This window comes from Ruegeria sp. BE9 (assembly GCF_056538765.1).
Genome location: NZ_JBQFTS010000001.1, coordinates 99,066 through 124,496, shown reverse-complemented (window position 1 = coordinate 124,496; position 25,431 = coordinate 99,066). Strand labels below are relative to the sequence as shown.

Sequence of the window (25,431 nt, the reverse complement as noted above, 5' to 3'; positions counted from 1 at the left end):
CAAAATGGTGAATTTTCGCCAACTCGGCGATTGGGGGCTTGGATTGCCCAAAGTTTAGCTTTATCTTTCCCAAAGATAGAATTCGGGAAAACCAAATATGACGATTGTACCAAACGTTCATGACGCCGAACCCATCCCCGCAGCCGCCAGAGAAGCCATCGACGCCCTGATGCAGTCCGGCGACCTGTTCCGTTATACCGCACCGCAAGACGCGCCTGTCGCTCTGCTTGAAGCTGAATTCGCAGAGCTGCTGGGCACCAAATACGCGCTAGCCGTTTCGTCTTGCTCGGCGGCTTTGTTTCTTTCGCTCAAGGCGCTGGGTCTGCCGCGTGATGCACGCGTTCTGATCCCCGGCTTCACCTTCGCCGCCGTACCGTCGTCCATCGTACACGCGGATTGCATTCCGGTTCTGTGTGAAGTCGGTGAGAACTATCGCATCGACTTGGCTGATTTCAAAGCAAAGCTAGATGGCGTGCAGGCCGTAATCATCAGCCACATGCGTGGCCATACCTCGGACATGGACGCAATCATGGCCTTGTGTGATGAGCGTGACATTCCGGTGATCGAAGACGCAGCTCATTCGTTGGGCACCACTTGGCACGGACAAAACATTGGTACGATTGGTAAAGTCGGCTGCTTTTCGTTTCAGTCTTACAAGATGATCAACGCCGGTGAAGGCGGCATTTTGATCACCGATGACGCCGATCTGGTGGCACGTGCCGTCATCATGTCTGGCGCATACGAGCATAACTGGAAGAAACATAAAGGGCCGCATGGGGATAACTCTCCAGAACTGGAGCAAGCCTTTGCACGCTGGCAGAACCAGTTGCCGCTTTATAACCTACGAATGAGCAATCTGAGCGCCGCCGTTATCCGACCGCAAATCCCCGAATTGGCGCGACGCGTGCGCGATGGTTTGACTAATCATGACTATGTAGCCGAACGCCTGAACACATCGCCGTATATCGACGTCCCTGCCCCCCTAACACCCGAGCGTCGAGCACCGGATTCAATTCAGTTCAATCTGGTCAATCTGAGCGAGGAAGACACTCGCGCATTTGCTTCTGCAGCAGAGGCCCGAGGAGTGAAGGTGCAAGTCTTTGGTCTCAGTGAAGACAACGCACGTGCATTCTGGAATTGGCAGTTCCTGCCAGAGCAAGTAGATCTGCCTCAAACACGCGCGATGCTGATGAATGCCTGCGATGTACGGCTGCCAGTGCGACTGACCCGCGAAGAATTGGACGCAATCGCTGATATTATCTTGGCTTCAGTCGGTGAAATCACCGCTCCTACAATGGCGTTTGGCACTTAAGCTCATCCCAGAAACAGCGAAAGGCCCGCCAGTTGCGGGCCTTTTTTAACAGCCGAGATCGGTTAATCAATTAAGTTTGGAAAGCTTCTGCTGCAGTTCGGCGAGCTGCTTTTTGATGTCATCCAGATCTTCTTTGGATTCCGGTTTGTCCCCTTCAGTTTTTTCTGGGCCGGACCACCCGCCAGACAAACCACCTGTCATTGCCTTTAGGAATGCTTGTTGCTGCGCTTGCAGTGCTTCGAAACCCGGCATCTGCGACATCGGGTTCATCGCATTCATGTTTTCCATCATCTTGCTTTGATTTTCACGCAGCATCTCAAACGAGCTTTGCAGGAATTGAGGCATCATCCCACCGCCCGGCAGCATGTAACTGCGGACCAGATCATTGAGTACATTGACTGGCAGAACGTTTTCGCCACGGCTTTCATGTTCTGCAATGATCTGAAGCAGATATTGCCGGGTTAGATCGTCGCCGGTTTTCAGATCAATGATCTGCACTTCACGCCCTTCGCGAATAAAGACCGCGATATCTTCTAACGTGACATAGTCGCTGGTCTCGGTGTTATACAGCCGCCGGCTTGCATAACGCTTGATCAACAGCGGTTTTTCTTGTTCTGACACCGTTTGCCCTCCCCAAGGATGATGCGTTGCAGCAGAGATTATGCGAGCGCAGAACAAAAAGAAAGGGCAGGTCGAAAGACCTGCCCTGCGCGATTGCACCCGTTGGGAGGATTGGATGCGCCTCGCGGCATTCACTTACTTGGCAACAGCGGCTTTCTTGGCAGCAGCAGTTACGTCGTTGGTGGCTTTTTTGACAGCGGCAGTTGCATCTTCTGCTGCTTCTTTGCCAGCAGCCATCAGCAGCTCGACAGTTTCTGTTTGCAGTTTTTTCGCGATTTCAGCGAATGCAGCCATGTTTTCAGCAGCAACTTCAGCCGAAGCGCTTGCGAAATCGGTGGCGGCTTTTGCGTAGTCGGCCGGCTCAGATTTTGCTTTCGACATCTCGGTCAGTTTGGCCAGGGTGTCTTTGGTCCATTTGTTCGAGATTTCAGCCGATTTCTCAGCAGCTTCCAGAGCAACGCCCGACAGCTTTTCGTTCAGCGACGCGGTCGATTTGAAGGCTCCTTCCAGAGCGGTGGTGTCAACAGGGAACGCGCCCATTACTTCTTTCAGGGTCGCGGTAAAGTCTTGAGTCTTTGCCATTGTATTAATCCTTTTTGCCGAACCGAGCCCACCCCGGTTTTCTTCAGCTTGGGATCAATATGATTGCTGCACCGCAGCATTGCAAGACTTTTCGCTGCGATGCAGCAAGAAAATTTGAAAATGGCTATAATTCAATCAGTTGCCTTAACCAGAACGTAGGTTCCCGGCGCCGGGGCCAGCGGAGGGTGATCCGAATCGCCGATTGTGCGTGCTGGAATCTTCTTACCGGAACGTTTACGCAACCATGCTTCCCACAGCGGCCACCACGACCCTTCATGGAAGTCTGCCTCTTTCAGCCAGGTATCAGCATCAACCTTCAAATCAGGGTTGGTATAATGCCCGTATTTCTTTTTACTGGGTGAATTTACGATCCCCGCAATGTGGCCGGACTCGGACACTACAAAAGTCTTTGATCGTGAACCCATTTGCTGAACACCGAGGTAGCAAGCCTTCCAAGCCGCGATGTGGTCAGTTTCGCACGTGATTGCCATCACCGGGACGTCTACATCACGAATATGCAGTTTGTGTCCAAGCAGCTCGAAACCATCAGTGACGAACTCATTTCGCTGGCACAATCCACGCAAATACTGCACCGCCATGCGTCCGGGCAGATTTGCGCCGTCGCCGTTCCAGTACAACAAATCGAAAGCTGGAGGCGTCTCGCCCATCATATAGCTGCGTATTGCAGGAGCGTAGATCAGATCGTTGGACCGGAGAAATGACATTGTCCGCCCGATCACCCACGACCTGAGAACGCCGTCTTTAGAAACCTGCTCTTCAATGCCATCGACAAAGTCGTTTTGCAGGAATGGCGTGAACTCGCCCTGATCTCCGAAGTCCGTCAAAGTTGTGAAGAACGTTGCCGATTTGACCGACTTGTCACCGCGTTGCTTGAGCAAAGCCAGTGTCAGGTTCAAGGTTGTGCCGGCAATACAGTAGCCAACCGCGTTGATTTGTTTAACTTTGCAGATGGATTTGACCTGCTCGATAGCAGTCAGAAATCCCTCTTCGATATAGTTGTCCATGCCAATGTCTGCGTGGGACTCGTTGGCATTGACCCAGCTTACAACAAACAGGGTATAGCCCTGCTCGGTGATCCATTTGATCAGGCTGTTCTGGGGTTTGAGGTCCAGAATGTAGAACTTGTTGATCCACGGCGGGAACAAGATAATCGGCGTTTCATGGACGGATTCAGTAGACGGCTTGTACTGAATAAGCTCCATCATGCGGTTGCGATAAACGACATCGCCCGGGGTTGTAGCAATGTTTTCACCCACCTCGAACGCGTTTTCGTCTGCAAGGCGGACGACCATTTCGCCATCATTGGCCTCAAGATCCGCCACAAGGTTTTCCAACCCTTTGATCAGCGACTGGCCCTCAGTCTCAACTGCCCTTTCCAACGCGTCTGGATTTGTGGCGAGGAAATTGGTTGGCGACATCATGTCGATGATCTGCTGCGAGAAGAACCGAAGCCGTTGCTTGTCCTTGTCCTCCAGATCCTCGACCGACGCGACAGCTTGTGAAATCGCCTCGGCGTTTGTTTGATACTGCTGGCGTATGAAACGGAAATAGGGGTTGTTGTCCCACATCGGGTTGGCGAAGCGTTTGTCCTTAGAACCAGTTTCGCTTTCCACGGTCTCGCCTTTGGCAAAGGCCTGTTGGGCTTCGGCAAAGTTCAAAACCGACTTACCCCAGAACTCAATTTGATGCTCCAAAAGCTTGGCTGGATTCTGCCACGCCTCGGACATGTAAGCCGTTGCTGCTTTTGCAAACAAATCTTGATTCGGACCGTCAAGCGCAGGGGTGTGCGTCTTTTTTCCAGCCATTACTTCGACAAGTCGTTTTGACAGCTCTTCGACTTTGCTCATATTTTCTTTAAGTCGTTCAATATGTTCGTCGGGCAAGTTCGGCGACTGGTCTTCACTTGTTGTCATTTTAACAATTCCCCCCTAATCTCGCTGCCATGCAGAATAACGTCGTGGGCGTCGGGGGGCAAAGCGACGAATGGTCCGAACTTTCAAGCTGAGACTCAGGAGTCCCTTCACATGCGCTACATGATGACCTACGACCTGATGGAGACCATGCGCAACACCAATCAGTGGATGGGTGCCACTGCGAGCGCGATGGCTTCTTACCCCCTCTTTTCGATGGTGCCCAACCCCGCATTTAGCATGATGGCTGCTTGGGGCGAAGTGACCGAACGCACCTTCCAGCGTATGATAACCAAGCCCGACTGGGGCATTCGCACCTACACCTGTGAAGATGGAAAAGATCATCTGGTCGAAATCGTCCCTGTGTTGGAGCGCCCCTTTGGCGACCTGATCCACGTTCGCGTGAATGGCCGCGAAGAGCAACCCCGTAAAGTTTTGCTGGTGGCGCCCATGTCTGGCCACTACGCGACCTTGCTGCGGTCCACGGTAAAAAGTCTGCTGGTCAATTGCGAAGTATATGTCACAGATTGGCATAACGCGCGCGATATTCCCGTGTCCGAGGGCAAATTCGATGTTGAGGATTACACCCTCTACCTTGTCGATTTTATGAAAGAGCTTGGACCGGACACACATGTTGTTGCAGTTTGTCAGCCCGTCCCTCTTACATTGGCAGCCACAGCCTATCTGGCCGAAGTCGAGCCCAAGGCACAGCCCAGTACTCTGACGCTGATCGGTGGACCGGTCGATCCAGACGCGACCCCAACGGACGTGACCGACTTTGGTCGCCGGGTAACGATGGGTCAGCTGGAAGAAACCATGATCCAACGCGTTGGTTTTAAATACAAAGGCGTCGGGCGCATGGTCTACCCTGGCCTTCTTCAGCTGGCGTCCTTTATGTCAATGAACGCGGACCGTCACTCCAAAGCGTTTTCGGACCAAATTCAACGCGTTATGCGGGGCGAGGCCTCGGATCATGATGCGCACAACCGGTTCTACGATGAATATTTGGCGGTCATGGATATGACCGCCGAATTCTACCTGTCCACGGTCGAGCGGATCTTTAAAAACCGCGAAATCGCTCGCAACGAATTCATCGTAGCGGGGCACAAGGTGGACATCGGGAAAATCACTGATGTCGCAGTCAAAACGGTCGAAGGCGCGAATGACGACATTTCCGCCCCAGGTCAGTGTATCGCGGCTCTCGGCCTTTGCACCGGCCTGCCTGACTCTAAAAAGGCCAGCCACGTTGAACCCGGAGCTGGACACTATGGCATCTTTGCTGGCCGCAGCTGGCGCGACAATATCCGCCCGCTGGTCATCGACTTCATGAATGCCAACTCGCGCAAATCTCCGCGGCGCGCGGCGAATAAAAACAAAGTCGCCTAAACCAGATGAGCAGGAATGCGGCCAAAGATACGGCTTTTTCCTGTTCCTGCGGCACTCTGCATGGGTACATTACAGCGGCCGGTGTGCAATCGGCCACTCATGTGGTTTGCTTCTGCCACGACTGCCGCGCTGCGCAGTTGTATTTTGGCCAACCTGATCCCGCTCCCGGACCCGTTGAGGTTTTGCATATGGCCCCGGAAGAGGTTGTGATCGACGCAGGTGCAGAACACCTTGCCCTTATGCAACTAAGCCCAAAAGGGATGCTGCGCTGGTATGCCAGTTGCTGCAACGCTCCGATCGCCACAACTACGCGCACTCCAAAGTTCCCTTTTGCTGGCTTTATCGTTCATCGGATACCTGATGCCAGTGGGCTCGCCCCAATCACTACAAGAGGGTTTGTGCCTAAGCCGAACGGCAAGCAAACGCATGAAAAGCTGGGATCTGCCATTTATGGGCTAGTGACGCGAGTTTTAAAGTCTCGCGTATCCGGAAGTTGGAAGAAGACACCTTTCTTCGATGCAGAAACTGGGCAACCTGTGGCTGAACCAACCATCCTCAGCAAAGCCGAACGGGCCACGCTCTATCCTTGAACGGCTCGCGCCGGAGTAGCTAGCCACTCATCAAGCGCCTCATTGACGATCTTCGGGGCTTCAAGGGTGGGCAGATGCCCCGCGTCATCAACCACTTTTAATTCAGCCCCCGGGATCAGATCAGCCATAAACGCATGTTTTCTTACCGGTGTCAGCGTGTCATGCGCACCGCACAAGATCAGCGTCGGCACTTTGATATGCCTTAGCTCACCCTGCTGATCCGGCCGCCTTTGCAGGGCTCGAACTTGCCTTTCAAACACGTCGGGACCCATTTCCATCGCCATGGAAATAACCTCATTCAAAATCGGAATGCGCCGCGGACCCGGTGCCAACGTGTCAGACCCCATTATTCGGCGCATGACATCCTCCAAACGGCCCGTTTTTGCCCCGATCAGAAGCTCTTCGCGCGCGGCCGCAGTTTGAGGCGTATCCGACTGTGCATCCGTTGCCATCAAACAAAGGCGCGACACCCGGTCCGGAGCTCTCCGGATGATTTCCAATGCAACGACACCACCCATGCTCAATCCGCATAACGCAAACCGGTGCGGCAGTTGATCTAAAAGCCGAGATGCTATTTCTTCGATCCGCTCGCCAAGGGAGATGGGGGCCACCGTCACGGCTCGATGTCGCGACAGTTTGACAATCTGGGGTTCAAAAAGTCGTGCATCACACATCAGTCCGGGTAGTAAAACCAGCGGCTCGATCACGCGGGGCCTCCTAATACTCGACCTCTAAGGCGTTCTTCTTTTCTGCAAGGATGAGAGGTTTTCGAGGAACGAGCAAGTTAAAGTTCAGGGATATTCAATGCCCCTGAATTCCGGGAAGTCAGCGTAACGTTTGCGGCGCGTGTTCAGGTCCTCATCAGGCTCGGCGCCCGGACGCAGCAAGCATCCTCGTGGCACGATATAGCTGTCTATCCTGCGTAAAGGTACGGGGCGCCACACAAGGTTAAAGGCGCAAAGCTTGGGAAAGAACCAAATCTCAGAGTAATCCAAATGATCGTGCATCCACCACGCCAGATCCCGCCAGTCCCGACCTTTTTCAAACTGATCGGCGAACCACGGAATTACAATCGAGGCACCTGCAATCCGCGCGTCGCCCACGCCCCGATCCCAAATGTGACACTCTAAAGGATTGTCATTTCTGGCGCAGTTCAGACGGTTTTCATTGCCGAACTGATTAAGCGACGGTGATCGATATCCAGAGCGGACCGCGACACGGCCAAAGGTTTCCTCAAGAGGATCCAGCAGGGTTTGGCAAAATGCCCGACCGGTTTCGATTGCGAGATCCGGGTTCTCGGGAAGGTTCTGTTTCTCATGGAAATTTCCGATTTCGGAATATAGGAAATCCCGCATAAAAAAATGACGAGACAGGCGCACACGACCAAGCGTTTCAAGGCTCCACATGCTGCCGGGTTTGCGCATCGTTAGTCCACACCTATTCCTTTGAGCCAGTTCAGAATGCCTGAAACCGTCGCGTCGGTCTGCCCCGGTGACATAAGACGCCCCGCGATCACGTGCGAAGACGGATCATCCCCTGGCCCCATTGTCACCAGATTGACCGTCGAGGGACCGCCCCATGCTTCTGCAACCTTGTGCGTCTTGTCCGGCCGTACCACCTGATCGTCATCCGAGAACCAGAACAACGCCGGCACCTGTGCGCCCGAAAAGTCCAGCGCATAGACGGTTTCAACCAGTACGGTCATAGGCACGACGGCCTCCCACGGGTAGACCGATGTCCAATACTTGTTCTTTTCGGGGTCCGGGCCGGAAACGTCGCGCTCCTCACCCATCACCAATGGCAACCACTCGCGTGCCCAAGGCAGGCCGGGAAGCCAAGCGCCGAAGGTGTTTACGCCGAAATTGGGCGAGACGAAGATCATCGCCGCAACATCCTGACTGAGTTCCGGGTCCAATGCAGCGGCAGCAGCCAGCGTTCCGCCGGTTGAGGTTGATATAACGACGACCTGATCACCCACGGCCCGCGCAGCGGCCAACCCCTCGGCCATGTCCCGCATCCAACCTGAAGCGGTAGCCTCAGCCATTGCGTCACTGTCTCGCCCATGACCCTGCAACCGGGTGTAAATCAAATTGGCGCCCAATGCGTCGGCGACCTTATCAGGCACAGGGCGAATTTCTTCTGATGAGGCCGAGAAACCGTGGACGTACAGAACCGATATGGGTGTGCGTTGTTCTTTGAAACCGTCCTGCCAGATCACGCGCTTCTCGACCCCGGGAACGATGTCGTCAAAGGCAGACTCGGTACTTTCGAAATAGACCTGAACCCCCTCACCAAACTTACGTGGCTCGAAACGCGGGTGCAGTTCGACTTCTTCACGCGGCCCAAACCAATAGATGAGCCCACCCAAAAAAACCAAAGCCAGCAAAAGTCGGCCAAGTATCCATCCAAAGCGCTGCATCAATTACGCTCCATTACCTCGAGAACCGCGGTTTCAATCAGTCCCAAACAGGGGCCGTCCGAAAACCGGTGATCGGCATCTTTCACCAATAAAAACCGCATGTCCGCGCCCGTCGCATGGTCCATCAACCGAACAGCTGTTTCAGTAGACACCGCCGTGTCTGCTGTGCCCTGCAAGAACCGCACCGGGAATGGCAGTTCCAGCGCGTCCCGCAACACCAGTTGCTGTCGCCCGTCTTCAATCATCCGCTTGGTGATGATGTAGGGCTCCATATAATCAGAGGGCAATTCCACATGGCCGACCGTCTCAAGCGCCGCTTTTTGTTCGTCAGAGAACGACGCCCAATAGCCATCTTCAGTAAAATCAGGTGCAGCCGCGATAGTAACCATCCCGGCAATCCGCTCGGGCATAGCTTTTGCCAGCAGCAGCGCTTGCCACCCTCCCATAGAAGAGCCGACAACAATAAGCGACCCCTCGGTCAGCGTGGATACGGCGGCCACAGTGTCCTGATGCCAGTCCCCAATACACCCTTCTTCGAAGGAGCCTGAGCTTTCGCCGTGACCGGAGTAATCAAACCGCAAGAATGCCTGCCCACGCGCCTGCGCCCAAGCCTCAAGGTGTACGGCCTTGGTACCCTCCATGTCCGACTTTAAACCACCCAAGAAAACGATAGTCGGACCAGAGCCTTCACTCTTGTGATACGCCAAGCGCCGCCCCTGCGGTGTTTCCAGAAAATCCGTCGCTGCCATGAAATCCTCTTTCTCTTTAGGTGACATCATGCACGGCAAACCGATGGTCGCAATTCCAGAATTCAGCAATCGCGCAGCGTCAGCGCCCTGCCCTTCCGCTCTTGACAGGTTTTGCTGCACCTGCCAAATGAGCCGAACACACATAACCCGCAACCGGGCGTTCAGTGGGCGCCAAACCGACGAGGAGAGCCGATATGGCCTTGGATTCAAAATCCGTCTCTCTCACCTTTCCCGATGGCAATGCACGTTCCTATGACGCTGGCGTTACGCCCGCGCAAGTGGCTGCCGATATCTCGACCTCGCTGGCGAAAAAAGCCATCTCGGCCACAGTGAACGGTCAGCATTGGGACCTTCAATGGCCCATCGAGGCCGATGCCGACATCGCCATCCACACCATGAAGGATGAGGAACAGGCCAATGAGCTGATCCGCCACGATCTGGCCCATGTGATGGCTCGTGCAGTGCAGGAAATCTGGCCCGCGACCAAGGTCACTATTGGCCCCGTTATTGAAAACGGCTGGTACTATGACTTTGACCGCGAGGAGCCGTTCACGCCCGAAGATCTCGGTCTCATCGAGAAGAAGATGAAAGAGATCATCAACAAGCGTGACCCAGTCACCACCGAGGTCTGGGACCGTGACCGCGCGATCGAGTTCTACAAGGCCAACAACGAGCCTTATAAAGTCGAGCTGATCGAAGCCATTCCGGGTGACGAACCCCTACGCATGTACTGGCACGGCCATTGGCAGGACCTCTGCCGCGGCCCGCACCTGCAGCACACCGGCCAACTGCCGGGCGACGCTTTCAAGCTGATGTCCATCGCTGGCGCCTACTGGCGTGGCGACAGCGACCGCGCGATGCTGCAACGTATCTACGGCGTGGCCTTCACCGGCAAGGAAAAGCTGAAAGCCCACCTGCACATGCTGGAAGAGGCGGCCAAGCGCGACCACCGCAAGCTGGGCCGCGAGATGAACCTGTTCCACATGCAGGAAGAAGCCCCAGGTCAGATTTTCTGGCACCCGAACGGCTGGAAAATCTACACCACCCTGCAGGACTACATGCGCCGGATGCAGGAACGTGACGGCTATGTCGAGGTCAACACTCCGCAAGTCGTTGACCGCAAACTGTGGGAGGCCTCTGGCCACTGGGACAAATACCAGGAAAACATGTTCATCGTCGAAGTCGACGAAGAGCATGCCCGCGAAAAGGCGATCAACGCGCTGAAGCCGATGAACTGCCCCTGCCACGTGCAGGTGTTCAATCAAGGTCTTAAATCTTACCGCGACCTGCCTTTGCGCATGGCCGAGTTCGGGTCCTGCGCGCGCTATGAGCCCTCGGGCGCGTTGCACGGGATCATGCGGGTGCGCGGCTTTACTCAGGACGATGGACACATCTTCTGCGCCGAGGATCAAATCGAGTCTGAGACCGCCAAGTTCATCGCCTTCTTGTCCAAGGTTTATGCCGATCTGGGCTTCCACGACTGGACGATCAAGCTGTCCACCCGTCCGGAAAAGCGGATCGGCTCGGATGAAAGCTGGGATCTGGTCGAAAAGGCGCTGGGCGATGCCTGTAAAGCGGCCGGTTATGACTACGAGATCCTTGAAGGCGAAGGCGCGTTTTACGGGCCTAAACTGGAGTTCACTCTGACCGACGCCATTGGCCGGACCTGGCAGTGCGGCACGCTTCAGGTTGACCCCAACCTGCCCGAGCGTCTCGACGCCAGTTTTATCGGGGCAGATGGTGCCAAGCACCGTCCGTTCATGCTGCACCGCGCGACGCTGGGCTCGTTTGAACGCTTCATCGGTATCCTGATCGAAGAGCACGCCGGCAAGCTGCCGTTCTGGCTAGCCCCGCGTCAGGTAGTTGTCGCCTCGATCACGTCAGAAGCCGATGACTATGTGCTGGAAGTGGTCGAAACGCTAAAGGCTGCGGGCGTGCGCGCCGAAGCGGATATCCGCAACGAAAAAATCAACTACAAGGTCCGTGAGCACTCGGTTGGCAAAGTACCTGTCATCCTGGCCGTTGGTCACCGTGAGGTTGAAGAGCGCACCGTCAGCGTCCGCCGTTTGGGCGAAAAACAGACGCAGGTTCAACCGCTTGACGTTGTAACAAATGAACTGTCGCAGGCGGCAACCCCACCGGACCTTCTGTAACATTCGGCGGTAATTTGCCCCGAATCCGGCCCCTGTTTTGGGGCCGGATTGAAACAAATACCCTTTTTCTTTTCAAAAACAATTTGTTAACCTTCAAGAGGGCATGTCATGTCCTGACGGGGTTGTGAGACACGGGCTCGTGAATTCAACTGCAGCCCTGCAAGCACTACCTTTGTCATTGTCACAAGCAGACATACGCAGTCATCAAAAGGGATTACCGAGATGTCGAACACCGCAAAAACCCTGGTTATCGCAAGCGCAGTCGCAGCAGCCGTATCGGGCGCAGCAACGACCGCCACAGCACAAGCCAAAGAAAAATGCTATGGCGTATCGCTGGCCGGTCAGAACGACTGTGCCGCCGGCCCCGGCACCACCTGCGCGGGCACCTCGACCGTAGACTATCAGGGCAACGCCTGGACTCTGGTCGACGCGGGCACCTGCGCCGATATCGAGCTGCCCCAAGCAGCTGACGGCTCGGCACGCAAAGGCTCGCTCGAGCCGCTGGAACGCGACCTGCCTGCATAAGATTCAGCTTTCAGAAACCGAAGGGGCGGGCATATCGCCCGCCTCTTTTTCGTGATTGGGGAGCAAGCAAATGTTGGACAACACCACCAGATCGAACAAGCTACCTGCGGCGCCGGGCGTCGGCTACAAACCCCAGCACTTTGCGCAGATCCAGGACCACGCCAACCCCGTCGCATGGCTTGAGATTCACGCTGAAAATTACATGGGTGACGGCGGTCGCCCCATAGCGCAGTTGCGACACCTGTCAGAGCAGTTTCCCATTTCCGTCCACGGTGTAGGTCTTTCCATCGGTGGCGAAGGCCCGCTGGACGAAGAGCATCTCGCACGCTTGAAACACCTTGTCGGCTGGCTCAACCCCGCCAGTTTCTCCGAACATCTAGCGTGGTCGACGCATGACAGTCACTTCCTAAACGACCTACTGCCGCTCCCGTATACCGATGCCACGCTGACCCGAATTTGCGAGCACATCGAACAAGTGCAGGAAACTGTCGGCAGACAGATGCTGTTAGAAAACCCCTCAAGCTATCTGGCGTTTGAAGAAAGCACCTGGTCAGAACCCGATTTCCTGCGCGAGATTGCACGCCGCTCGGGCTGCGGTTTGCTGTTGGATGTGAACAACGTTTTTGTCTCGGCCACCAATCTGGATTTCTCACCGCAAGGCTACATCGACGCCTATCCGCTGGATAAAGTTGGTGAGATTCACCTCGGCGGCCATGATGAGGACGAGGACGATCACGGCCACCCCTTGCTGATCGACAGCCACGGGCGCGAAGTGGTGGATCCCGTATGGGCTTTGCTGGATTACGTTTTGGAACGCTCCGGCCCAAAACCTGTGCTGATCGAATGGGACACGGATGTGCCCGATTGGCCAGTTCTGCGTGCCGAAGCAGACCGCGCACAGGCGGCCTTGGACCGCATCCCGGCATGAGTGTTTCGCAAACAACCTTTCACGTGGCCCTGCTGGACCCGTCAGCGGCTATCCCTGACGGATTGCTGGACGCCTCTGCACAGCCAGCGGGTCGCAGGTTCAGCGTGTATAGAAATAACGTCGCCGTTTCTTTGACAGAAGCGATGCATCAGGCGTTTCCGGTGATCACTAGGTTGCTGGGCACAAAGAACATGGATGGTTTGTCGGGGATATTTTTACGCCGACATCCACCGTCTTCCCCTTTGATGATGTTCTATGGCGAAGAGTTCCCTGGCTTCCTGACCGGAATGGAGCAGCTTTCTCATTTAGGGTACCTGCCCGACGTCGCGCGGTTGGAACTGGCCTTACGTCGTTCTTACCATGCTGCTGACAGCACGCCCGCTCCAGCAGACGCGCTGGCCGTGCCACCAGAAGAAATAATGCAAGCGAGGCTGGGGTTCGCCCCATCGATGCAGGTTCTGAACTCGGATTGGCCGATCTTTTCCATCTGGCGCTTCAACACCGAAGAAGAAGCACCCAAACCCGAACCCGGCCCCGAGGCCGTTCTGATTACCCGGCTCGACTATGACCCGATCCCGCACCTTCTGCCCACCGGTGGCGCGCATTGGATCGCTGGTCTTCTGGCCGGGCAAACCATTGGACACGCGTTTGAAGAAACGGCGACCAAATTCCCCGATTTTGACCTTGGGGCCACTCTGGCGCTGCTCCTGCAGGGCGGCGCAATAACCTCTGTGACTATCGAAAGGCTGGCGACATGACTGCCCTGATCTCATTGCACAACAACACCCTGGGACGGTTGGAAGTAACCTCCGGTTGGTTGACGCCAACCCTTGCCCGGCTGGTTTTTGCGGCGACGTTGCTGATCTATTACTGGAACTCGGCGACCACCAAACTTGGCAGCGGCTTCTTGGGCTTTCTTCGCCCATCTGACGGCGCCTACGTTCAGATTTTCCCCAAGGCGATGGAGGCCGTCAGCTATGACAGCTCGCAACTGGGTATCGTTCACTGGGCGATCGCTGTCGCAGGCACATGGGCCGAGTTCCTTTTGCCTGCTTTGATCGTAGTCGGCCTGCTGTCACGGTTCGCCGCCCTCGGTATGATCGCCTTTGTTTGGGTACAGACCATTGTTGACGTCGCTGGTCACGGTGCGGCGCTGGGTAATTGGTTCACGGCTGCACCCAACGTATTGGACCAGCGGACATTGTGGACATTCCTGCTGTTGATGATCGTCATCAATGGCGCAGGTCCACTGTCGCTGGACCGGATCCTGCGTATTAAGTGAGTTAGAAATGTGCCTTGGGCTCGTCCGGTTTACCTGCGGCCAGCCCAAGGAGACCCGCCACAGCCGCAAACGCCACCGGGAACATGGTGAACACATTGAAGCCAAAGGCGTAATACATCCCGGCCGCTGAAATCAGCAAAAGAACCCCACCGATCAATGCGCGCGCATGGGACATCGCGCCTCCGGCTATCGCCAGCAGAGGCGCAATGATCGAAGTCGCCTGAATGACATTCGCGTTGTCTACTTGTTCCGCCAGGCCTTGAACCTCGCCATATCGGTCGATGAGTTCGACATAACCATAGCCGACAAAGCCCACGATCATTCCAATCAAACCGGCAATGACGCCCAAAATCATAGCTGCGTTACGCATTCAAAACCCTCTTGCTTGGATCAACCGACATAGTCACCCATTCAGGTAACTCCAAGCCCTGCCTTTGTTTCGGCGGTCCAGCCCAAATAAAGAGTGCCGTCCTGCTCAATCAGAGGCCGCTTCATCAAGGACGGGTGTTCCGCAAGTAGTTCAAGCGGTGGTCGGGTGCGCTGATCTTCGGCCAATCCACGCCATGTCGTCGATCGAGTATTGAGCAAAGCCCCGCCGAAGGTTTCCAAGGCTTGCTTCATCACAGAGTCAGGCACACCCTGCGCCCTAACATCTACGAACTCGGCATCTTTTATTGATTTCAGTGCCTTACGACATGTATCGCAAGTTTTCAGGCCATAAAGCCGCATTTTCCAGGGACTCCCCTTAATTGTTCAATTTTCAGCAATTTTGCCTACTTGTGCCGGTAATTCTTGATTTTTTACTTCACCATGCAATGTTGAAAAAGACGAAACACGCAATCCGGGCTGTATCGTGTGGGCGACACAGTGACGGTTAGCGGCAGCGTCAATCACTACCCCCACAGATTATGTGGGTAAACGTGTAAGTAGAAGGAGACACGGGAAATGCCAACTGGCACCGTGAAATGGTTTAATACCACTAAAGGCTACGGGTTTATTGCCCCCGACGAAGGCGGCAAAGACGTATTTGTTCATATCTCGGCTGTCGAACGGTCAGGTCTGACCGGCCTCGCCGACAATCAAAAAGTCGAGTACGAGCTGCAAGACGGACGTGACGGCCGCCAAATGGCCGCTGATTTGAAACCGTTATAAAGCTGCCCCGCTCTTAGCGGGATACGAAATAGGACAACGGCCAATTTCCGGCCGTTGACCACCTCCCAAAGGTCATGAACCTTATCCTCGCGCCGGATCATCCTCGGCATGAGTGAACCAGTTTTGGCCCATTGCGACGATGCAGGACGTCCCTGTGGCGTAGGTCACGACCATGGTCCAATCACCTGATTTACTGGTCCATACTTCCATCAGTTGCTCTGGATTCCGCACGCCCGTAGCGGTGCGCTCTGCACCAAATTGCAGCTCAAGCTTTTCGTGCATTCGTGGTGTCGGCTCGCAGATGATTTCAGCTATCGGAGATTTCGCGACAGCCGGTGAAGCCACAGCAAAACACAGGCAAACTATTCGGGATACAGCAGAAAATGTCATGAAGTGAAGGTAACACTTTCATGACATTTTGTATAGACAAACGATATGCGAGAGCCACTTATCCTTCGCGAATTACAGCTTCAAATTCACGCCATTCGCGCGCCGTCATACCCGAGTTTTCCTGCGTGACAGTTTCACCTGCCAACATCCTGCGGAGGCTATCGACCATCTGTGCGGACAGATTTACTGCGCCCAGACGATAGTCTTCGAACGCCTTGTAGGCGAAGGGCACCCAGTCGGCGGCAATTTTGCACATCGCCTCGGCGTATACCCGGATCTCGTACTGTGCGTGCGGGTCGGCCCGCAGACGCAAGAAGTGGAACAGGTTATGCAGATCAACCTTCCAGTACCACTGCGTGTAAATGTTCGCCGGCAGGTTCATCCGAGCAAGCTCGCGGGCGAGCCCTTGCTGTCCATCCTGGCTGATCATCGCTTCGTAGCTGTCGTAACACCGCGCGCTATCAGCCTTTAAAATATCTAGAACACGTGCAGCTTCCTCGCCTTCCAGCGCGGACCCACGGCCTTGGTTGTTCACCTCAGACTGGGCCGCCACGTGATCGGGTGCCGGAATGTAGAACTCACGATCCAAAATCGAATAGCGCGCCGAGTATTCGTTCACATTTGCCGTGCGATGGCGGATCCATTGCCGCGCGACGAACACGGGCAGTTTGACGTGCAATTTAATCTCGCACATTTCGAACGGAGTCGAATGCCAGTGACGCATCAAATAGCGGATCAAACCTTCGTCGTTCTGTACCGATTTAGTGCCCTTGCCATAGGATACACGCGCGGCCTGGCAGATCGCCGCGTCGTCGCCCATATAGTCGATCACACGAACAAAGCCGTGGTCCAAGACCTGATGAGCCTTGTATAGGTGCTCTTCCATTCCCGCAGCCACAACGCGGCGTGTTGGATGCGATTGCGCCCTTTGCGCTTCGATCTCGGCCAGTTGATCAGAGGACAGCGGCATGAAATTTCCTTTCCAGCAATGAGTCGCCCACCACTATATCTCGGCAAACCACCGACCGGAACCGCGATATATGCGCTCATTTTCTCATTTTGGAAAATGTGTCTTCGCTGCCCCTCGACACTCTCGGACCGCGCGCTAAGCTGACGCGCATCACCTGAACAGAAAGGAAGCCACAATGGGGCTGACATATCTTCACACCATGGTCCGAGTGAAGGACCTTGAGAAATCCATGGCGTTTTTTGAGCTGCTGGGCCTCAAGGAAACCCGCCGTTACGACAGCGAAGAAGGACGTTTTTCGTTAATTTTCATGGCGCCTCCCGGGCAAGAGGACCGGCCAATTGAGTTGACCCATAACTGGGACGGTGACGATAAGCTGCCAAGCGACAGTCGTCATTTCGGACACCTCGCTTACGGCGTCGATAATATTTACGAAGTGTGTCAGCACCTGCAGGACAACGGCATTGTCATCAATCGCCCACCGCGAGACGGGCGCATGGCCTTTGTCAGGTCACCTGACAATATCTCGGTCGAATTGCTGCAAAATGGTGAAGCGCTGGAACCAGCAGAGCCTTGGGCCAGCATGGAAAGCACTGGTCACTGGTGAAACGCTGGCTAACAGCCTTGGGGCTGGCTTGCTTGGCCAGCCCATTGCGCGCAGATGCGTGCCGCCTTGCTTTGGCCTTGGCAATGGATATATCGACATCTGTCGATGCGACCGAAGACGCTTTGCAGCGACAAGGGTTGGCGGCCGCTTTGATTGCACCCGAAGTTACCGACGCTTTCTTTTCGTCACCGATGCCCGTTGCTTTGGCGATCTATGAGTGGAGCGGTCGGACCACCCAGCGTGTTATCCTGAATTGGACAATGATCGACACTCAGGCAGATTTGTTAGCCGCCGCAACTATTGTTCAAAAATCAGTCCGATCAGACAGCAGCTCAGCCACCGCTATGGGACACGCGTTGGCGTTTGGCGCTAAACTAATGCAACAGGCACCGTCTTGCTTGTTTCAAACCATCGATCTGTCTGGCGACGGATCAAATAACGATGGTTACGGACCGAGTTCGGCGTACAAGCACTTTCCGTTCGATGGCACGGTGGTCAATGGCTTGGTCATAAATGCTGCCGACTTCGAGGGGGAACTGTTCTTGATCCCTTTCTTCCAAGAAAACGTCTTATATGGACCCGGCGCTTTTCTAGAGGTCGCACAAGGCTTTGAGGACTTCGAACGTGCCATGCGTCGCAAACTTGAAAGAGAGCTCAAGGGGCGGGTCTTTTCAGATGCCAGCCCAGTCATCCGCCCCTGATCAATAGATGTACCGGATTTGATCCGTCCAATAACGTTCGACCCGGCGCAAGGACGTGGTGATGTCGTCGATCCCGTCCAATCCTAGCACGCCACGGGTTTGCAGCCCTTCGGCATGGCGGAAAAAAAGCTCGGCCACAATACCGCGTATCTCCCTGCCGCGCGGCGTCAGACGAACCCGCACAGAGCGTCGGTCAATCTCACATCGCTGGTGGTGCATGTAGCCCATTTCCACCAACTTTTTCAGGTTGTAACTGACATTGCTGCCCTGATAGTAACCACGGCTTTTTAACTCGCCGGCGGTAACCTCATGATCGCCGATGTTAAACAACAACAGGGCCTGCACGGCGTTTATTTCGAGAACGCCAACACGCTCGAACTCATCCTTGATTACGTCCAGCAGCAGGCGGTGCAACCGCTCAACTAAGGCGAGCGCCTCAAGATAGCTGGTCATGAACCCTTTGGCTTCCGGCGCGGAGACCTTCATTTCCATACTCATCCGATCCTCCGATTCAATCGCGCTGTTTCAGGCAGCATGGATCGAAATTCCGAAAAATCGGTTAAGCTGGATTTTCTTTTATTTCTGAAAGGTCTGCGCGATGTCGGCGATCAGATCAGCAAAAGGCGCAGGCGGATGAACCTGCCCAGTGACCCATTGGTACAGGTCCTGATCGTTTTCGTGCAGCAACGCATCGTAGTTATCCAGCGCTGACGGGTCCATATCGTTCAGGTTTCGGTCAGCATAGGCGGAAAGGATCAAGTCCATTTCCTTGATCCCCCGCCGCATGGACCGCATCTTCAGGCGTTTGATCCTGACGTCACGAGCTTCGCTCACTGACCCTGCTCCAACATCAGGCGGATCTTTTTCTCGAGTTTGGCTGCACGCTCTGCACTCGAGCGCATTTCACCGCGAATTGCCCGAAGCTCGGCGACGACCTCCGACATTTCCGGCGCGGTTTCGTTCGCATCCATAGGCGCGTCCATTCCCTCGCCTTCGCCGGTCAGCAGCCACATGATCGAGACATTGACCATCCCGGCCATCATGGACAGGCGGTTAGCTCGCGGCTCGGACAGATCATTTTCCCAACCAGCGATCGTGGCTTTTTTCACACCCAGACGCCGCGCCATTTGTGACTGAGACATTCCTGCAGCTTCGCGCGCTGCAGCAAGGCGATCCCCGAATGTCGCTGAATCCGGCCCATACCAGTTGCTTTCATCGTTCATCAGGGACTCCAATTCTCTTTTTTCATACTGCTTGATCGTCATTCGGGGGCACCCTATGACAGACAGGTTGAACATACAAACCGAGGCCGACCATGAGTTTCCTGTCTGCGACACTGTCACGCGTAAAACCCTCTCCGACCATTGCAATGACAGCAAAAGCGGCTGAGCTAAAAGCCGCCGGTCGCGACGTGATCGGCCTCAGCGCGGGTGAGCCTGACTTTGACACACCGCAAAACATCAAAGATGCAGCCGTTGCCGCTATCGCTGCTGGTAAGACCAAATACACAGCCCCTGATGGCATCCCAGAGCTGAAACAAGCTGCTTGCGCCAAGATGAAGCGCGACCACGGGCTGGATTACACACCTGCGCAGATCTCGGTCGGCACCGGCGGCAAGCAGACACTCTACAACGCGCTGATGGCGACGATGAATGCCGGTGATGAAGTCATCATCCCTGCACCGTACTGGGTCAGCTACCCGGATATGGTGCTGCTGGCGGGCGGCACACCGGTTGTGGTCGAGACGACGCTCGAGAACAGCTTCAAACTGACCGCCGAACAGCTTGAGGCCGCGATCACGCCAAAGACCAAGTGGTTTATCTTCAACTCGCCTTCGAACCCGACCGGCGCGGGCTACAGCCGAGACGAACTGAAGGCGCTGACCGACGTGTTGATGCGTCACCCGCACGTATGGATCATGTCTGACGATATGTATGAACACCTGGCTTACGACGGCTTCGAGTTCTGCACCCCTGCCGAAGTCGAGCCCGGTCTTTATGACCGTACGCTGACCTGCAACGGTGTTTCCAAGGCCTATGCCATGACCGGCTGGCGGATTGGATATGCGGCTGGTCCGGTCGAAATAATCGCTGCGATGCGCAAGATTCAGTCTCAATCCACCTCAAACCCCTGTTCGGTCAGCCAATGGGCCGCCGTTGAGGCATTGAACGGGACGCAGGCGTTTCTGGCCCCGAACAACGAGACGTTCAAACGCCGTCGCAACTTGGTGGTCAGCATGCTGAACGAGATCGATGGCATCACCTGCCCGACACCCGAAGGGGCGTTCTATGTCTATCCCTCTATCTCCGGGCTAATCGGCAAGACCACCTCGGCAGGAACAGTGATTGACTCGGACGAGGCATTTGCGACAGCGTTGCTTGAAGAGGCCGACGTCGCCGTTGTCTTTGGTGCAGCCTTTGGCTTGTCACCGAATTTCCGCGTCAGCTACGCCACTTCGGACGAAGCCTTGACCGAGGCCTGCGCCCGCATTCAGCGCTTCTGCGCGTCCCTGACCTGAGACGGAGTTTCCGATGACCGCAGAGCTGCCCGAATACTATTTCCGCATCCGCGAAAATGGCGCGGCGGTTTTCAGGATCGACACTGAAAACCGCCAACGGCGGATCGAGATGGATCAGATCGCGGTCATCAACATCCGCAATGGTGACGTGAAGCCGCAGGGTCAACGCACCCTGACCGAGGCCGATCAGGCTGAAATCACCCGCTGGATGGCCGAGCGCAAAGCCCTGCTGGCGCAGCGCGATATCGACGATATTCATCGCGCGGTCGACTACATGAACTTGACGACGCAATGGGCGCAATCCAAGGCCACAGAAGAACAGCTAGAGGATGTCACCGACCGGTTGCTGCTGGCGATGCACGATTTGCGCACCGTTCTAGTGCGCAAAAAGGCGGATCGGCTGACCAAGGGCTGACCGGGCGATTATTCTGCCGGCACACCAACCTCACGGACAGAACGCATCCAGAACCGCGCCATCAGCAAAACGGCCGCACAGGCGAGACCCAGCACAAGGCCAAGCCAAATGCCGATCCCATCCATGCCTTGCACAAACCCAAAGTAGTAAGAGGCTGGAATTCCTATCACCCAGTAGCTGAGGCCGGCCATCACCATCGGTATCTTGGCATCCTGCAACCCGCGCAGCAGACCCAGCGCGATCACCTGCGCCCCGTCCACCAGTTGGAACAACGCGGCCATGGCGAGCAATCCGGTACCGATGGCCAGAATCTGTGGGCGCTGCGGATCGTCAGCTTCCATGAACAATGAAATCAACGGCTCGGCGCATGTCAGGAACAGAATGACCGTCAGCACGGACATCACCAAAGACATCCCCGTCACTGCTATCGCACCTTTTTCAAGGTGCGGCCTGTCCTTTCGTCCAAGCGCGTTTCCGGCCCTGATCGTTGCCGCGTTGGACAACCCAAGATGCACCATGAATGTAGCCGAGGCGAGATTCAGCGCGATCCCGTGCGCGGCTAGCGGCACCTGACCCAGCCAGCCCATCATTATAGCTGACATGGCAAACAGGCTGACTTCGGCCAGTGTGGTCAGGCCAATCGGAACACCTAAACGCAGTACGCTCAGGAACATCTCCCAATCCGGCCGCCAGAAGCGTTGGAACAGACTGTGTTCCGGCAACACGCGCACCGCGTAGATCACCACAAACACCAAAGAGACGATCTGCGTCACAACCGAAGCGATGGCAGCACCGATCACACCCATTTCGGGCGCGCCCCAGTTTCCGAAGATCAGCGCATAGTTGGTCAGACCGTTAACGACCGCCGCAGTGACTGTGATCCAAAGTACGATCTGAGTCCGCTCAAGCGCGGCCAGATAGGACTTTAGAACCATAACGATAAGGGCCGGGAACAAACCCCAACCCGCGACACGCAAATATTGCGAAGCAGTTTCCGCCACCTGCGGCTCCTGCTTTAAGGCGATCAGAATCGGATAAGACCACCACAGCAAAGGCATCATCAGCGCGGCATAGATCAGCGACAGCCAAAGCCCCATTCGGGTCGACCGACGAATGCTGGTCTCATCCTCTTCGGCAGCAGCGGTTGCTACCATAGGCATCACCGCCCAGCCGAACCCGGCACCAAAAAGGAACAGTACAAAGTAATAGCTGCTGGCCAACGTTACCGCGGCCAGCGCCTCAACCCCGTACCAGCCCAGCATGATTGTATCCGTCAGGCCAATAGCAAACTGCGCCAGATGTCCGCCGATAAGCGGCAGACCCAGCACTGCAATCGCCCGAAAGTGGGCGCGATATGTCATCACCTTGTTCATCACACCAGCCTTATTCCCGGCCAAGGGCCGGGACAAGGGTGGATCGGTGAAATTTCAGAGTGATACTTGCGAGCCGAGGTCAAAGAGTAACCCCGGCATGGGCATCTGTCCGTTAGCGCGCGTCAGGATGCAGCGCGTTGCCCAGAATATGCTCGGACCGATGGATCACATGGTGGGCCTGCCCAACGATCAGGGGATCAGGGTCTCCAACAATGGAATCGTCCTTGTCCGGATAATCCAGTGTCGACAGGAAATGCCGCATGCAGTTCAAGCGTGCACGCTTCTTATCGTTTGATTTTACGATGGTCCAAGGCGCATCAGCAGTGTCGGTGTAGAAGAACATCGCTTCTTTCGCTTCGGTGTAGTCGTCCCACTTGTTCAGACTTGCTTTGTCGATCGGCGACAGCTTCCACTGCTTCAGAGGATCGGTCTCACGGCTTTTGAACCGGCGCTGCTGTTCAGTTTGCGTGACAGAGAACCAATATTTGTAAAGCTGAATTCCCGAGCGAACCAACATCCGCTCAAGCTCGGGCGTCTGACGCATGAACTCAAGATATTCGTTCGGCGAACAGAATCCCATGACCCGTTCAACGCCCGCGCGGTTGTACCAAGAGCGGTCGTAGAACACCATTTCCCCAACCGTTGGCAATTCTTGGATGTAACGCTGATAATACCACTGGCCCTTTTCTTCCCAGGTCGGTTTGTTCAATGCCACCACGCGTGCCTGACGCGGGTTCAGGTGCTCCATAAAGCGCTTGATGGTTCCGCCTTTACCAGCGGCGTCGCGCCCTTCGAACAACAGAACGAAACGCTGACCTGTCTCTTGTGCCCATAGCTGCACCTTGAGCAGTTCGGCCTGTAGCTGAGCCTTCTCGGCCTCGTATTTGCTGCGAGCCATCTTGCGGGCATAGGGGTATTTACCGCTTTCAAAGGCTTGACGAATCCGCTCCGGGCTTGGCTGCACAGCCTCGGGCTTGGGTGCGGGAATTACTTTAACGGGGGATTGGATTTTCTCGTTCTGCGCCACAGCTTCCATTCAAATGCTCCTCATTTCACTATCCTGAGGAGGAGCTAGCAGATGATCTATTTACGCGCTTTGATTGGGGTCAAATCAGGACGCAAAAATACATCAAAAATCCAACGCTAAAACCCGGCTATGCACACTCGCCTAGGTGTGCCCCCAATCTGCTGGGTCATCCGAATTGTTCGGTGACAATCCAAGAACATCGCCTTTCGTTGAGCACCCCAGTCCAAGAACAGTTCGGTTTGCGTAAGAGAAATACGCACAGACCTGATTGATCTCGAGGATCTCACCATCATCCCACCCTGCATTGCGCAGAGCTTGAACGTCTGCCTCAACCATATCCGCCGGGGCTTCGGTCAATTTTCGAGCGTAATGCATCGCTGCAATTTGTGCGGCATCCAAAGGCGCCGCTTCTGGCTTTTGGGCTTCAATGGCGCTGCGGATGGCGCTGCCCTGCTCCGGATCCTGCAATAGACGTTGCAATCCGCTGAAGTGATGCTCGACACAATATTCACACCGATTAAGAGAGCTGACCCACACTCCCAACACCTCAAGAAACCACTTAGGAATTTTGTTGGCCGAATGGTGCAGAACGTTTTTGTACAACGCCATGTGGCCTTCCATCGAGTGAGGCCGAAGCGAGTGGACCATCATGATATTGTCTACATTGTTGTTCGGCCCGGTGACCCGTTCGTACAGCTTCTTCAACTTGCCGCTCGCCTGATCAAACGGAACAGTCTTTATCCAGCTCATTTAGCCCCCGCCATGTTGTCGCGCCCTGCCCAATCCGGTCTACAAGAGACGAAACTGGATCGGCCCACCATGTCAGGCTAAGCTGCCCTATGGCAAGGGAGGGAGTATCCGATGGAAATGGCGGAAAAAACTGTTGCGGAATGGTATGCTAACCACCCTATTTCTGCGCCACATATTCTGACAAAGCTAAAAGACCTCCGCGGTTCAGTCGATGGTGTGACCCCCAAAGATCTCTACCCCTATGATCAGGATCACTATGATGGGCTGGATGCCAACGCCCGACTGGCAGACAAGGCCCAGATGAACCCCGGAGACAGTGTTCTTGACGTATGCGCTGGGCTTTGCGGCCCCGCGCGCTGGTACGTGTCCGAACGCCAGGTAGAGGTTACAGGCGTCGACATCAGCCCCAACCGTGTAGACGGGGCCAAGGAATTGAATGGACTGGTTGGATTGCAGGACAAGATTCACCCTGTCCTGGGCAGCGCAATGGAAATGCCCTTCGAAGACGCGCAGTTCGACGCAGCTGTCAGTCAGGAATCATTTCTGCACATTCCAAACAAGCCCAAGGCGCTGCATGAAGTGTTTCGCGTTTTGCGTCCGGGCGGACGGTTCGCATTTACCGACTGGGTAATGCACACCCCCCTGCCCGAAGATGAGATGGAGCAATACCGCCTGCGCTTTGCCTGCCAATCCTTGCTGAGCATTCCCGAATACGAAAGCGAGCTCCGACAGGCAGGATTCGAAATAGTCTCTGCCGAAGACGTGTCGGGGCCTTGGGGCGATATTCTCGCGCGTCGACTGAGTATGTATCAGACGCTGGATGCCGAGGCTGAGCGCGCGGGCAACCCATCCAAAGGGGATGACTTCCTGAAAATGTACGCGCATTTTGTCAGCGACGTGCAGCAACACCGCATCGGCGGGGTACGCCTGACTGCTGAAAAACCTAAATAACCCCGTCATTTTAGCCAGTTCTGCACAGTAAAACCGGTATCTGTGATCAGTTCTTTTGAGCGTTCGGCAATGTCAAACGCCCACAACACCTCGGGCCCCTCT

Annotated in this window: 31 protein-coding genes; 14 read left to right on the top strand and 17 right to left on the bottom strand. The window is 55.3% G+C overall.

What is annotated here, in order from left to right; all coding sequences use genetic code 11:
• The first annotated feature begins 97 nt into the window (after positions 1–97).
• A complete protein-coding gene (locus ACR0EO_RS00620; protein WP_480686458.1) occupies positions 98–1,312 on the top strand; it encodes a DegT/DnrJ/EryC1/StrS family aminotransferase in 1,215 nt (404 codons plus the stop codon).
• A gap of 66 nt (positions 1,313–1,378) precedes the next feature.
• Here ACR0EO_RS00620 and phaR read toward each other — a convergent pair whose 3' ends face one another.
• From phaR to ACR0EO_RS00605, 3 genes are all read right to left on the bottom strand, one after another.
• Entirely contained in the window at positions 1,379–1,933 is a 555-nt protein-coding gene (gene phaR / locus ACR0EO_RS00615; protein WP_480686457.1) for a polyhydroxyalkanoate synthesis repressor PhaR, read from the bottom strand.
• Between the two features lie 135 nt (positions 1,934–2,068).
• Complete coding sequence (locus tag ACR0EO_RS00610) at positions 2,069–2,515, bottom strand: phasin family protein (RefSeq protein ID WP_480686456.1); 447 nt, start codon at positions 2,513–2,515, stop codon at positions 2,069–2,071.
• Between the two features lie 131 nt (positions 2,516–2,646).
• Entirely contained in the window at positions 2,647–4,449 is a 1,803-nt protein-coding gene (locus tag ACR0EO_RS00605) for a PHA/PHB synthase family protein (protein ID WP_480686455.1), read from the bottom strand.
• 111 nt (positions 4,450–4,560) lie between these two features.
• On the opposite strand from ACR0EO_RS00605, the gene phaZ reads away from it, so the two are divergent.
• On the top strand, positions 4,561–5,832 hold the full coding sequence (phaZ, locus tag ACR0EO_RS00600) for a polyhydroxyalkanoate depolymerase (protein WP_480686454.1): 1,272 nt from the start codon (positions 4,561–4,563) through the stop codon (positions 5,830–5,832).
• A gap of 5 nt (positions 5,833–5,837) precedes the next feature.
• Positions 5,838–6,422, top strand: a complete 585-nt coding sequence (locus ACR0EO_RS00595; protein WP_480686453.1) for a DUF6151 family protein — start codon at positions 5,838–5,840, stop codon at positions 6,420–6,422.
• On the opposite strand, the gene ACR0EO_RS00590 is transcribed toward ACR0EO_RS00595, so the two are convergent.
• From ACR0EO_RS00590 to ACR0EO_RS00575, 4 genes are all read right to left on the bottom strand, one after another.
• A complete protein-coding gene (locus ACR0EO_RS00590) occupies positions 6,413–7,129 on the bottom strand; it encodes an alpha/beta fold hydrolase (protein ID WP_480686452.1) in 717 nt (238 codons plus the stop codon). The genes ACR0EO_RS00595 and ACR0EO_RS00590 overlap by 10 nt on opposite strands.
• Before the next feature lie 84 nt (positions 7,130–7,213).
• The gene (locus ACR0EO_RS00585) at positions 7,214–7,828 is read right to left on the bottom strand and encodes a hypothetical protein (protein ID WP_480688202.1); all 615 of its coding nucleotides are present in this window, start codon (positions 7,826–7,828) and stop codon (positions 7,214–7,216) included.
• Between the two features lie 20 nt (positions 7,829–7,848).
• Positions 7,849–8,841 (bottom strand): alpha/beta hydrolase, encoded by a 993-nt coding sequence (locus tag ACR0EO_RS00580; protein WP_480686451.1) that lies wholly within the window; start codon positions 8,839–8,841, stop codon positions 7,849–7,851.
• The gene (locus ACR0EO_RS00575; RefSeq protein WP_480686450.1) at positions 8,841–9,590 is read right to left on the bottom strand and encodes an alpha/beta fold hydrolase; all 750 of its coding nucleotides are present in this window, start codon (positions 9,588–9,590) and stop codon (positions 8,841–8,843) included. The genes ACR0EO_RS00580 and ACR0EO_RS00575 overlap by 1 nt, the downstream gene beginning before the upstream one ends.
• Before the next feature lie 194 nt (positions 9,591–9,784).
• Between ACR0EO_RS00575 and thrS the strand changes: the two genes are divergently transcribed.
• From thrS to ACR0EO_RS00550, 5 genes are all read left to right on the top strand, one after another.
• Positions 9,785–11,743, top strand: a complete 1,959-nt coding sequence (gene thrS / locus ACR0EO_RS00570) for a threonine--tRNA ligase (RefSeq protein WP_480686449.1) — start codon at positions 9,785–9,787, stop codon at positions 11,741–11,743.
• Positions 11,744–11,965: 222 nt separating this feature from the next.
• Positions 11,966–12,268 carry a BufA1 family periplasmic bufferin-type metallophore gene (locus tag ACR0EO_RS00565; protein ID WP_480686448.1) on the top strand — a complete coding sequence of 101 codons (303 nt, stop codon included), beginning with the start codon at positions 11,966–11,968 and terminating at the stop codon, positions 12,266–12,268.
• A gap of 70 nt (positions 12,269–12,338) precedes the next feature.
• A complete protein-coding gene (gene bufB, locus ACR0EO_RS00560; RefSeq protein WP_480686447.1) occupies positions 12,339–13,196 on the top strand; it encodes an MNIO family bufferin maturase in 858 nt (285 codons plus the stop codon).
• Complete coding sequence (locus tag ACR0EO_RS00555; RefSeq protein ID WP_480686446.1) at positions 13,193–13,954, top strand: HvfC/BufC family peptide modification chaperone; 762 nt, start codon at positions 13,193–13,195, stop codon at positions 13,952–13,954. Before bufB ends, ACR0EO_RS00555 begins: the two co-directional genes overlap by 4 nt.
• Positions 13,951–14,478 (top strand): DoxX family protein, encoded by a 528-nt coding sequence (locus ACR0EO_RS00550; RefSeq protein WP_480686445.1) that lies wholly within the window; start codon positions 13,951–13,953, stop codon positions 14,476–14,478. Before ACR0EO_RS00555 ends, ACR0EO_RS00550 begins: the two co-directional genes overlap by 4 nt.
• 1 nt (position 14,479) lies before the next feature.
• On the opposite strand, the gene ACR0EO_RS00545 is transcribed toward ACR0EO_RS00550, so the two are convergent.
• Together ACR0EO_RS00545 and ACR0EO_RS00540 are read right to left on the bottom strand one after the other, a co-directional pair.
• Positions 14,480–14,848 carry a hypothetical protein gene (locus tag ACR0EO_RS00545; protein WP_480686444.1) on the bottom strand — a complete coding sequence of 123 codons (369 nt, stop codon included), beginning with the start codon at positions 14,846–14,848 and terminating at the stop codon, positions 14,480–14,482.
• Between the two features lie 41 nt (positions 14,849–14,889).
• Positions 14,890–15,207 carry an ArsC/Spx/MgsR family protein gene (locus tag ACR0EO_RS00540; RefSeq protein ID WP_480686443.1) on the bottom strand — a complete coding sequence of 106 codons (318 nt, stop codon included), beginning with the start codon at positions 15,205–15,207 and terminating at the stop codon, positions 14,890–14,892.
• Positions 15,208–15,423: 216 nt separating this feature from the next.
• Between ACR0EO_RS00540 and ACR0EO_RS00535 the strand changes: the two genes are divergently transcribed.
• Complete coding sequence (locus tag ACR0EO_RS00535; RefSeq protein ID WP_480686442.1) at positions 15,424–15,630, top strand: cold-shock protein; 207 nt, start codon at positions 15,424–15,426, stop codon at positions 15,628–15,630.
• An 81-nt stretch (positions 15,631–15,711) separates the two neighbouring features.
• Here the strand turns inward: ACR0EO_RS00535 and ACR0EO_RS00530 are convergent, their stop codons facing one another.
• Together ACR0EO_RS00530 and thyX are read right to left on the bottom strand one after the other, a co-directional pair.
• Entirely contained in the window at positions 15,712–15,912 is a 201-nt protein-coding gene (locus ACR0EO_RS00530; protein ID WP_480686441.1) for a hypothetical protein, read from the bottom strand.
• Between the two features lie 166 nt (positions 15,913–16,078).
• Positions 16,079–16,990, bottom strand: a complete 912-nt coding sequence (thyX, locus tag ACR0EO_RS00525; RefSeq protein WP_480686440.1) for an FAD-dependent thymidylate synthase — start codon at positions 16,988–16,990, stop codon at positions 16,079–16,081.
• A gap of 175 nt (positions 16,991–17,165) precedes the next feature.
• On the opposite strand from thyX, the gene ACR0EO_RS00520 reads away from it, so the two are divergent.
• Together ACR0EO_RS00520 and ACR0EO_RS00515 are read left to right on the top strand one after the other, a co-directional pair.
• Positions 17,166–17,594, top strand: coding sequence for a VOC family protein (locus ACR0EO_RS00520; RefSeq protein ID WP_480686439.1), 429 nt, complete (start codon positions 17,166–17,168; stop codon positions 17,592–17,594).
• On the top strand, positions 17,591–18,295 hold the full coding sequence (locus tag ACR0EO_RS00515; RefSeq protein ID WP_480686438.1) for a DUF1194 domain-containing protein: 705 nt from the start codon (positions 17,591–17,593) through the stop codon (positions 18,293–18,295). Before ACR0EO_RS00520 ends, ACR0EO_RS00515 begins: the two co-directional genes overlap by 4 nt.
• Here ACR0EO_RS00515 and ACR0EO_RS00510 read toward each other — a convergent pair whose 3' ends face one another.
• The 3 genes from ACR0EO_RS00510 to ACR0EO_RS00500 all read right to left on the bottom strand — a co-directional run bounded on the left by ACR0EO_RS00510 (position 18,296) and on the right by ACR0EO_RS00500 (position 19,518).
• Positions 18,296–18,793, bottom strand: coding sequence for a MarR family winged helix-turn-helix transcriptional regulator (locus ACR0EO_RS00510; RefSeq protein WP_480686437.1), 498 nt, complete (start codon positions 18,791–18,793; stop codon positions 18,296–18,298).
• A 78-nt stretch (positions 18,794–18,871) separates the two neighbouring features.
• Positions 18,872–19,090, bottom strand: coding sequence for a succinate dehydrogenase assembly factor 2 (locus ACR0EO_RS00505; protein ID WP_480688201.1), 219 nt, complete (start codon positions 19,088–19,090; stop codon positions 18,872–18,874).
• Positions 19,091–19,125: 35 nt separating this feature from the next.
• Positions 19,126–19,518 (bottom strand): helix-turn-helix domain-containing protein, encoded by a 393-nt coding sequence (locus tag ACR0EO_RS00500; protein ID WP_480686436.1) that lies wholly within the window; start codon positions 19,516–19,518, stop codon positions 19,126–19,128.
• 92 nt (positions 19,519–19,610) lie between these two features.
• Between ACR0EO_RS00500 and ACR0EO_RS00495 the strand changes: the two genes are divergently transcribed.
• Both ACR0EO_RS00495 and ACR0EO_RS00490 read left to right on the top strand, forming a co-directional pair.
• Positions 19,611–20,813, top strand: coding sequence for a pyridoxal phosphate-dependent aminotransferase (locus ACR0EO_RS00495; protein ID WP_480686435.1), 1,203 nt, complete (start codon positions 19,611–19,613; stop codon positions 20,811–20,813).
• A 13-nt stretch (positions 20,814–20,826) separates the two neighbouring features.
• Complete coding sequence (locus tag ACR0EO_RS00490) at positions 20,827–21,228, top strand: hypothetical protein (RefSeq protein ID WP_480686434.1); 402 nt, start codon at positions 20,827–20,829, stop codon at positions 21,226–21,228.
• Between the two features lie 8 nt (positions 21,229–21,236).
• On the opposite strand, the gene ACR0EO_RS00485 is transcribed toward ACR0EO_RS00490, so the two are convergent.
• The 3 genes from ACR0EO_RS00485 to ACR0EO_RS00475 all read right to left on the bottom strand — a co-directional run bounded on the left by ACR0EO_RS00485 (position 21,237) and on the right by ACR0EO_RS00475 (position 24,378).
• Positions 21,237–22,601, bottom strand: coding sequence for an MATE family efflux transporter (locus ACR0EO_RS00485; protein WP_480686433.1), 1,365 nt, complete (start codon positions 22,599–22,601; stop codon positions 21,237–21,239).
• Between the two features lie 112 nt (positions 22,602–22,713).
• A complete protein-coding gene (gene ppk2 / locus ACR0EO_RS00480; RefSeq protein WP_480686432.1) occupies positions 22,714–23,637 on the bottom strand; it encodes a polyphosphate kinase 2 in 924 nt (307 codons plus the stop codon).
• 132 nt (positions 23,638–23,769) lie between these two features.
• Positions 23,770–24,378 carry a carboxymuconolactone decarboxylase family protein gene (locus ACR0EO_RS00475; RefSeq protein WP_480686431.1) on the bottom strand — a complete coding sequence of 203 codons (609 nt, stop codon included), beginning with the start codon at positions 24,376–24,378 and terminating at the stop codon, positions 23,770–23,772.
• Between the two features lie 111 nt (positions 24,379–24,489).
• On the opposite strand from ACR0EO_RS00475, the gene ACR0EO_RS00470 reads away from it, so the two are divergent.
• Complete coding sequence (locus tag ACR0EO_RS00470) at positions 24,490–25,329, top strand: class I SAM-dependent methyltransferase (RefSeq protein WP_480686430.1); 840 nt, start codon at positions 24,490–24,492, stop codon at positions 25,327–25,329.
• The last annotated feature ends 102 nt before the right edge of the window (positions 25,330–25,431 follow it).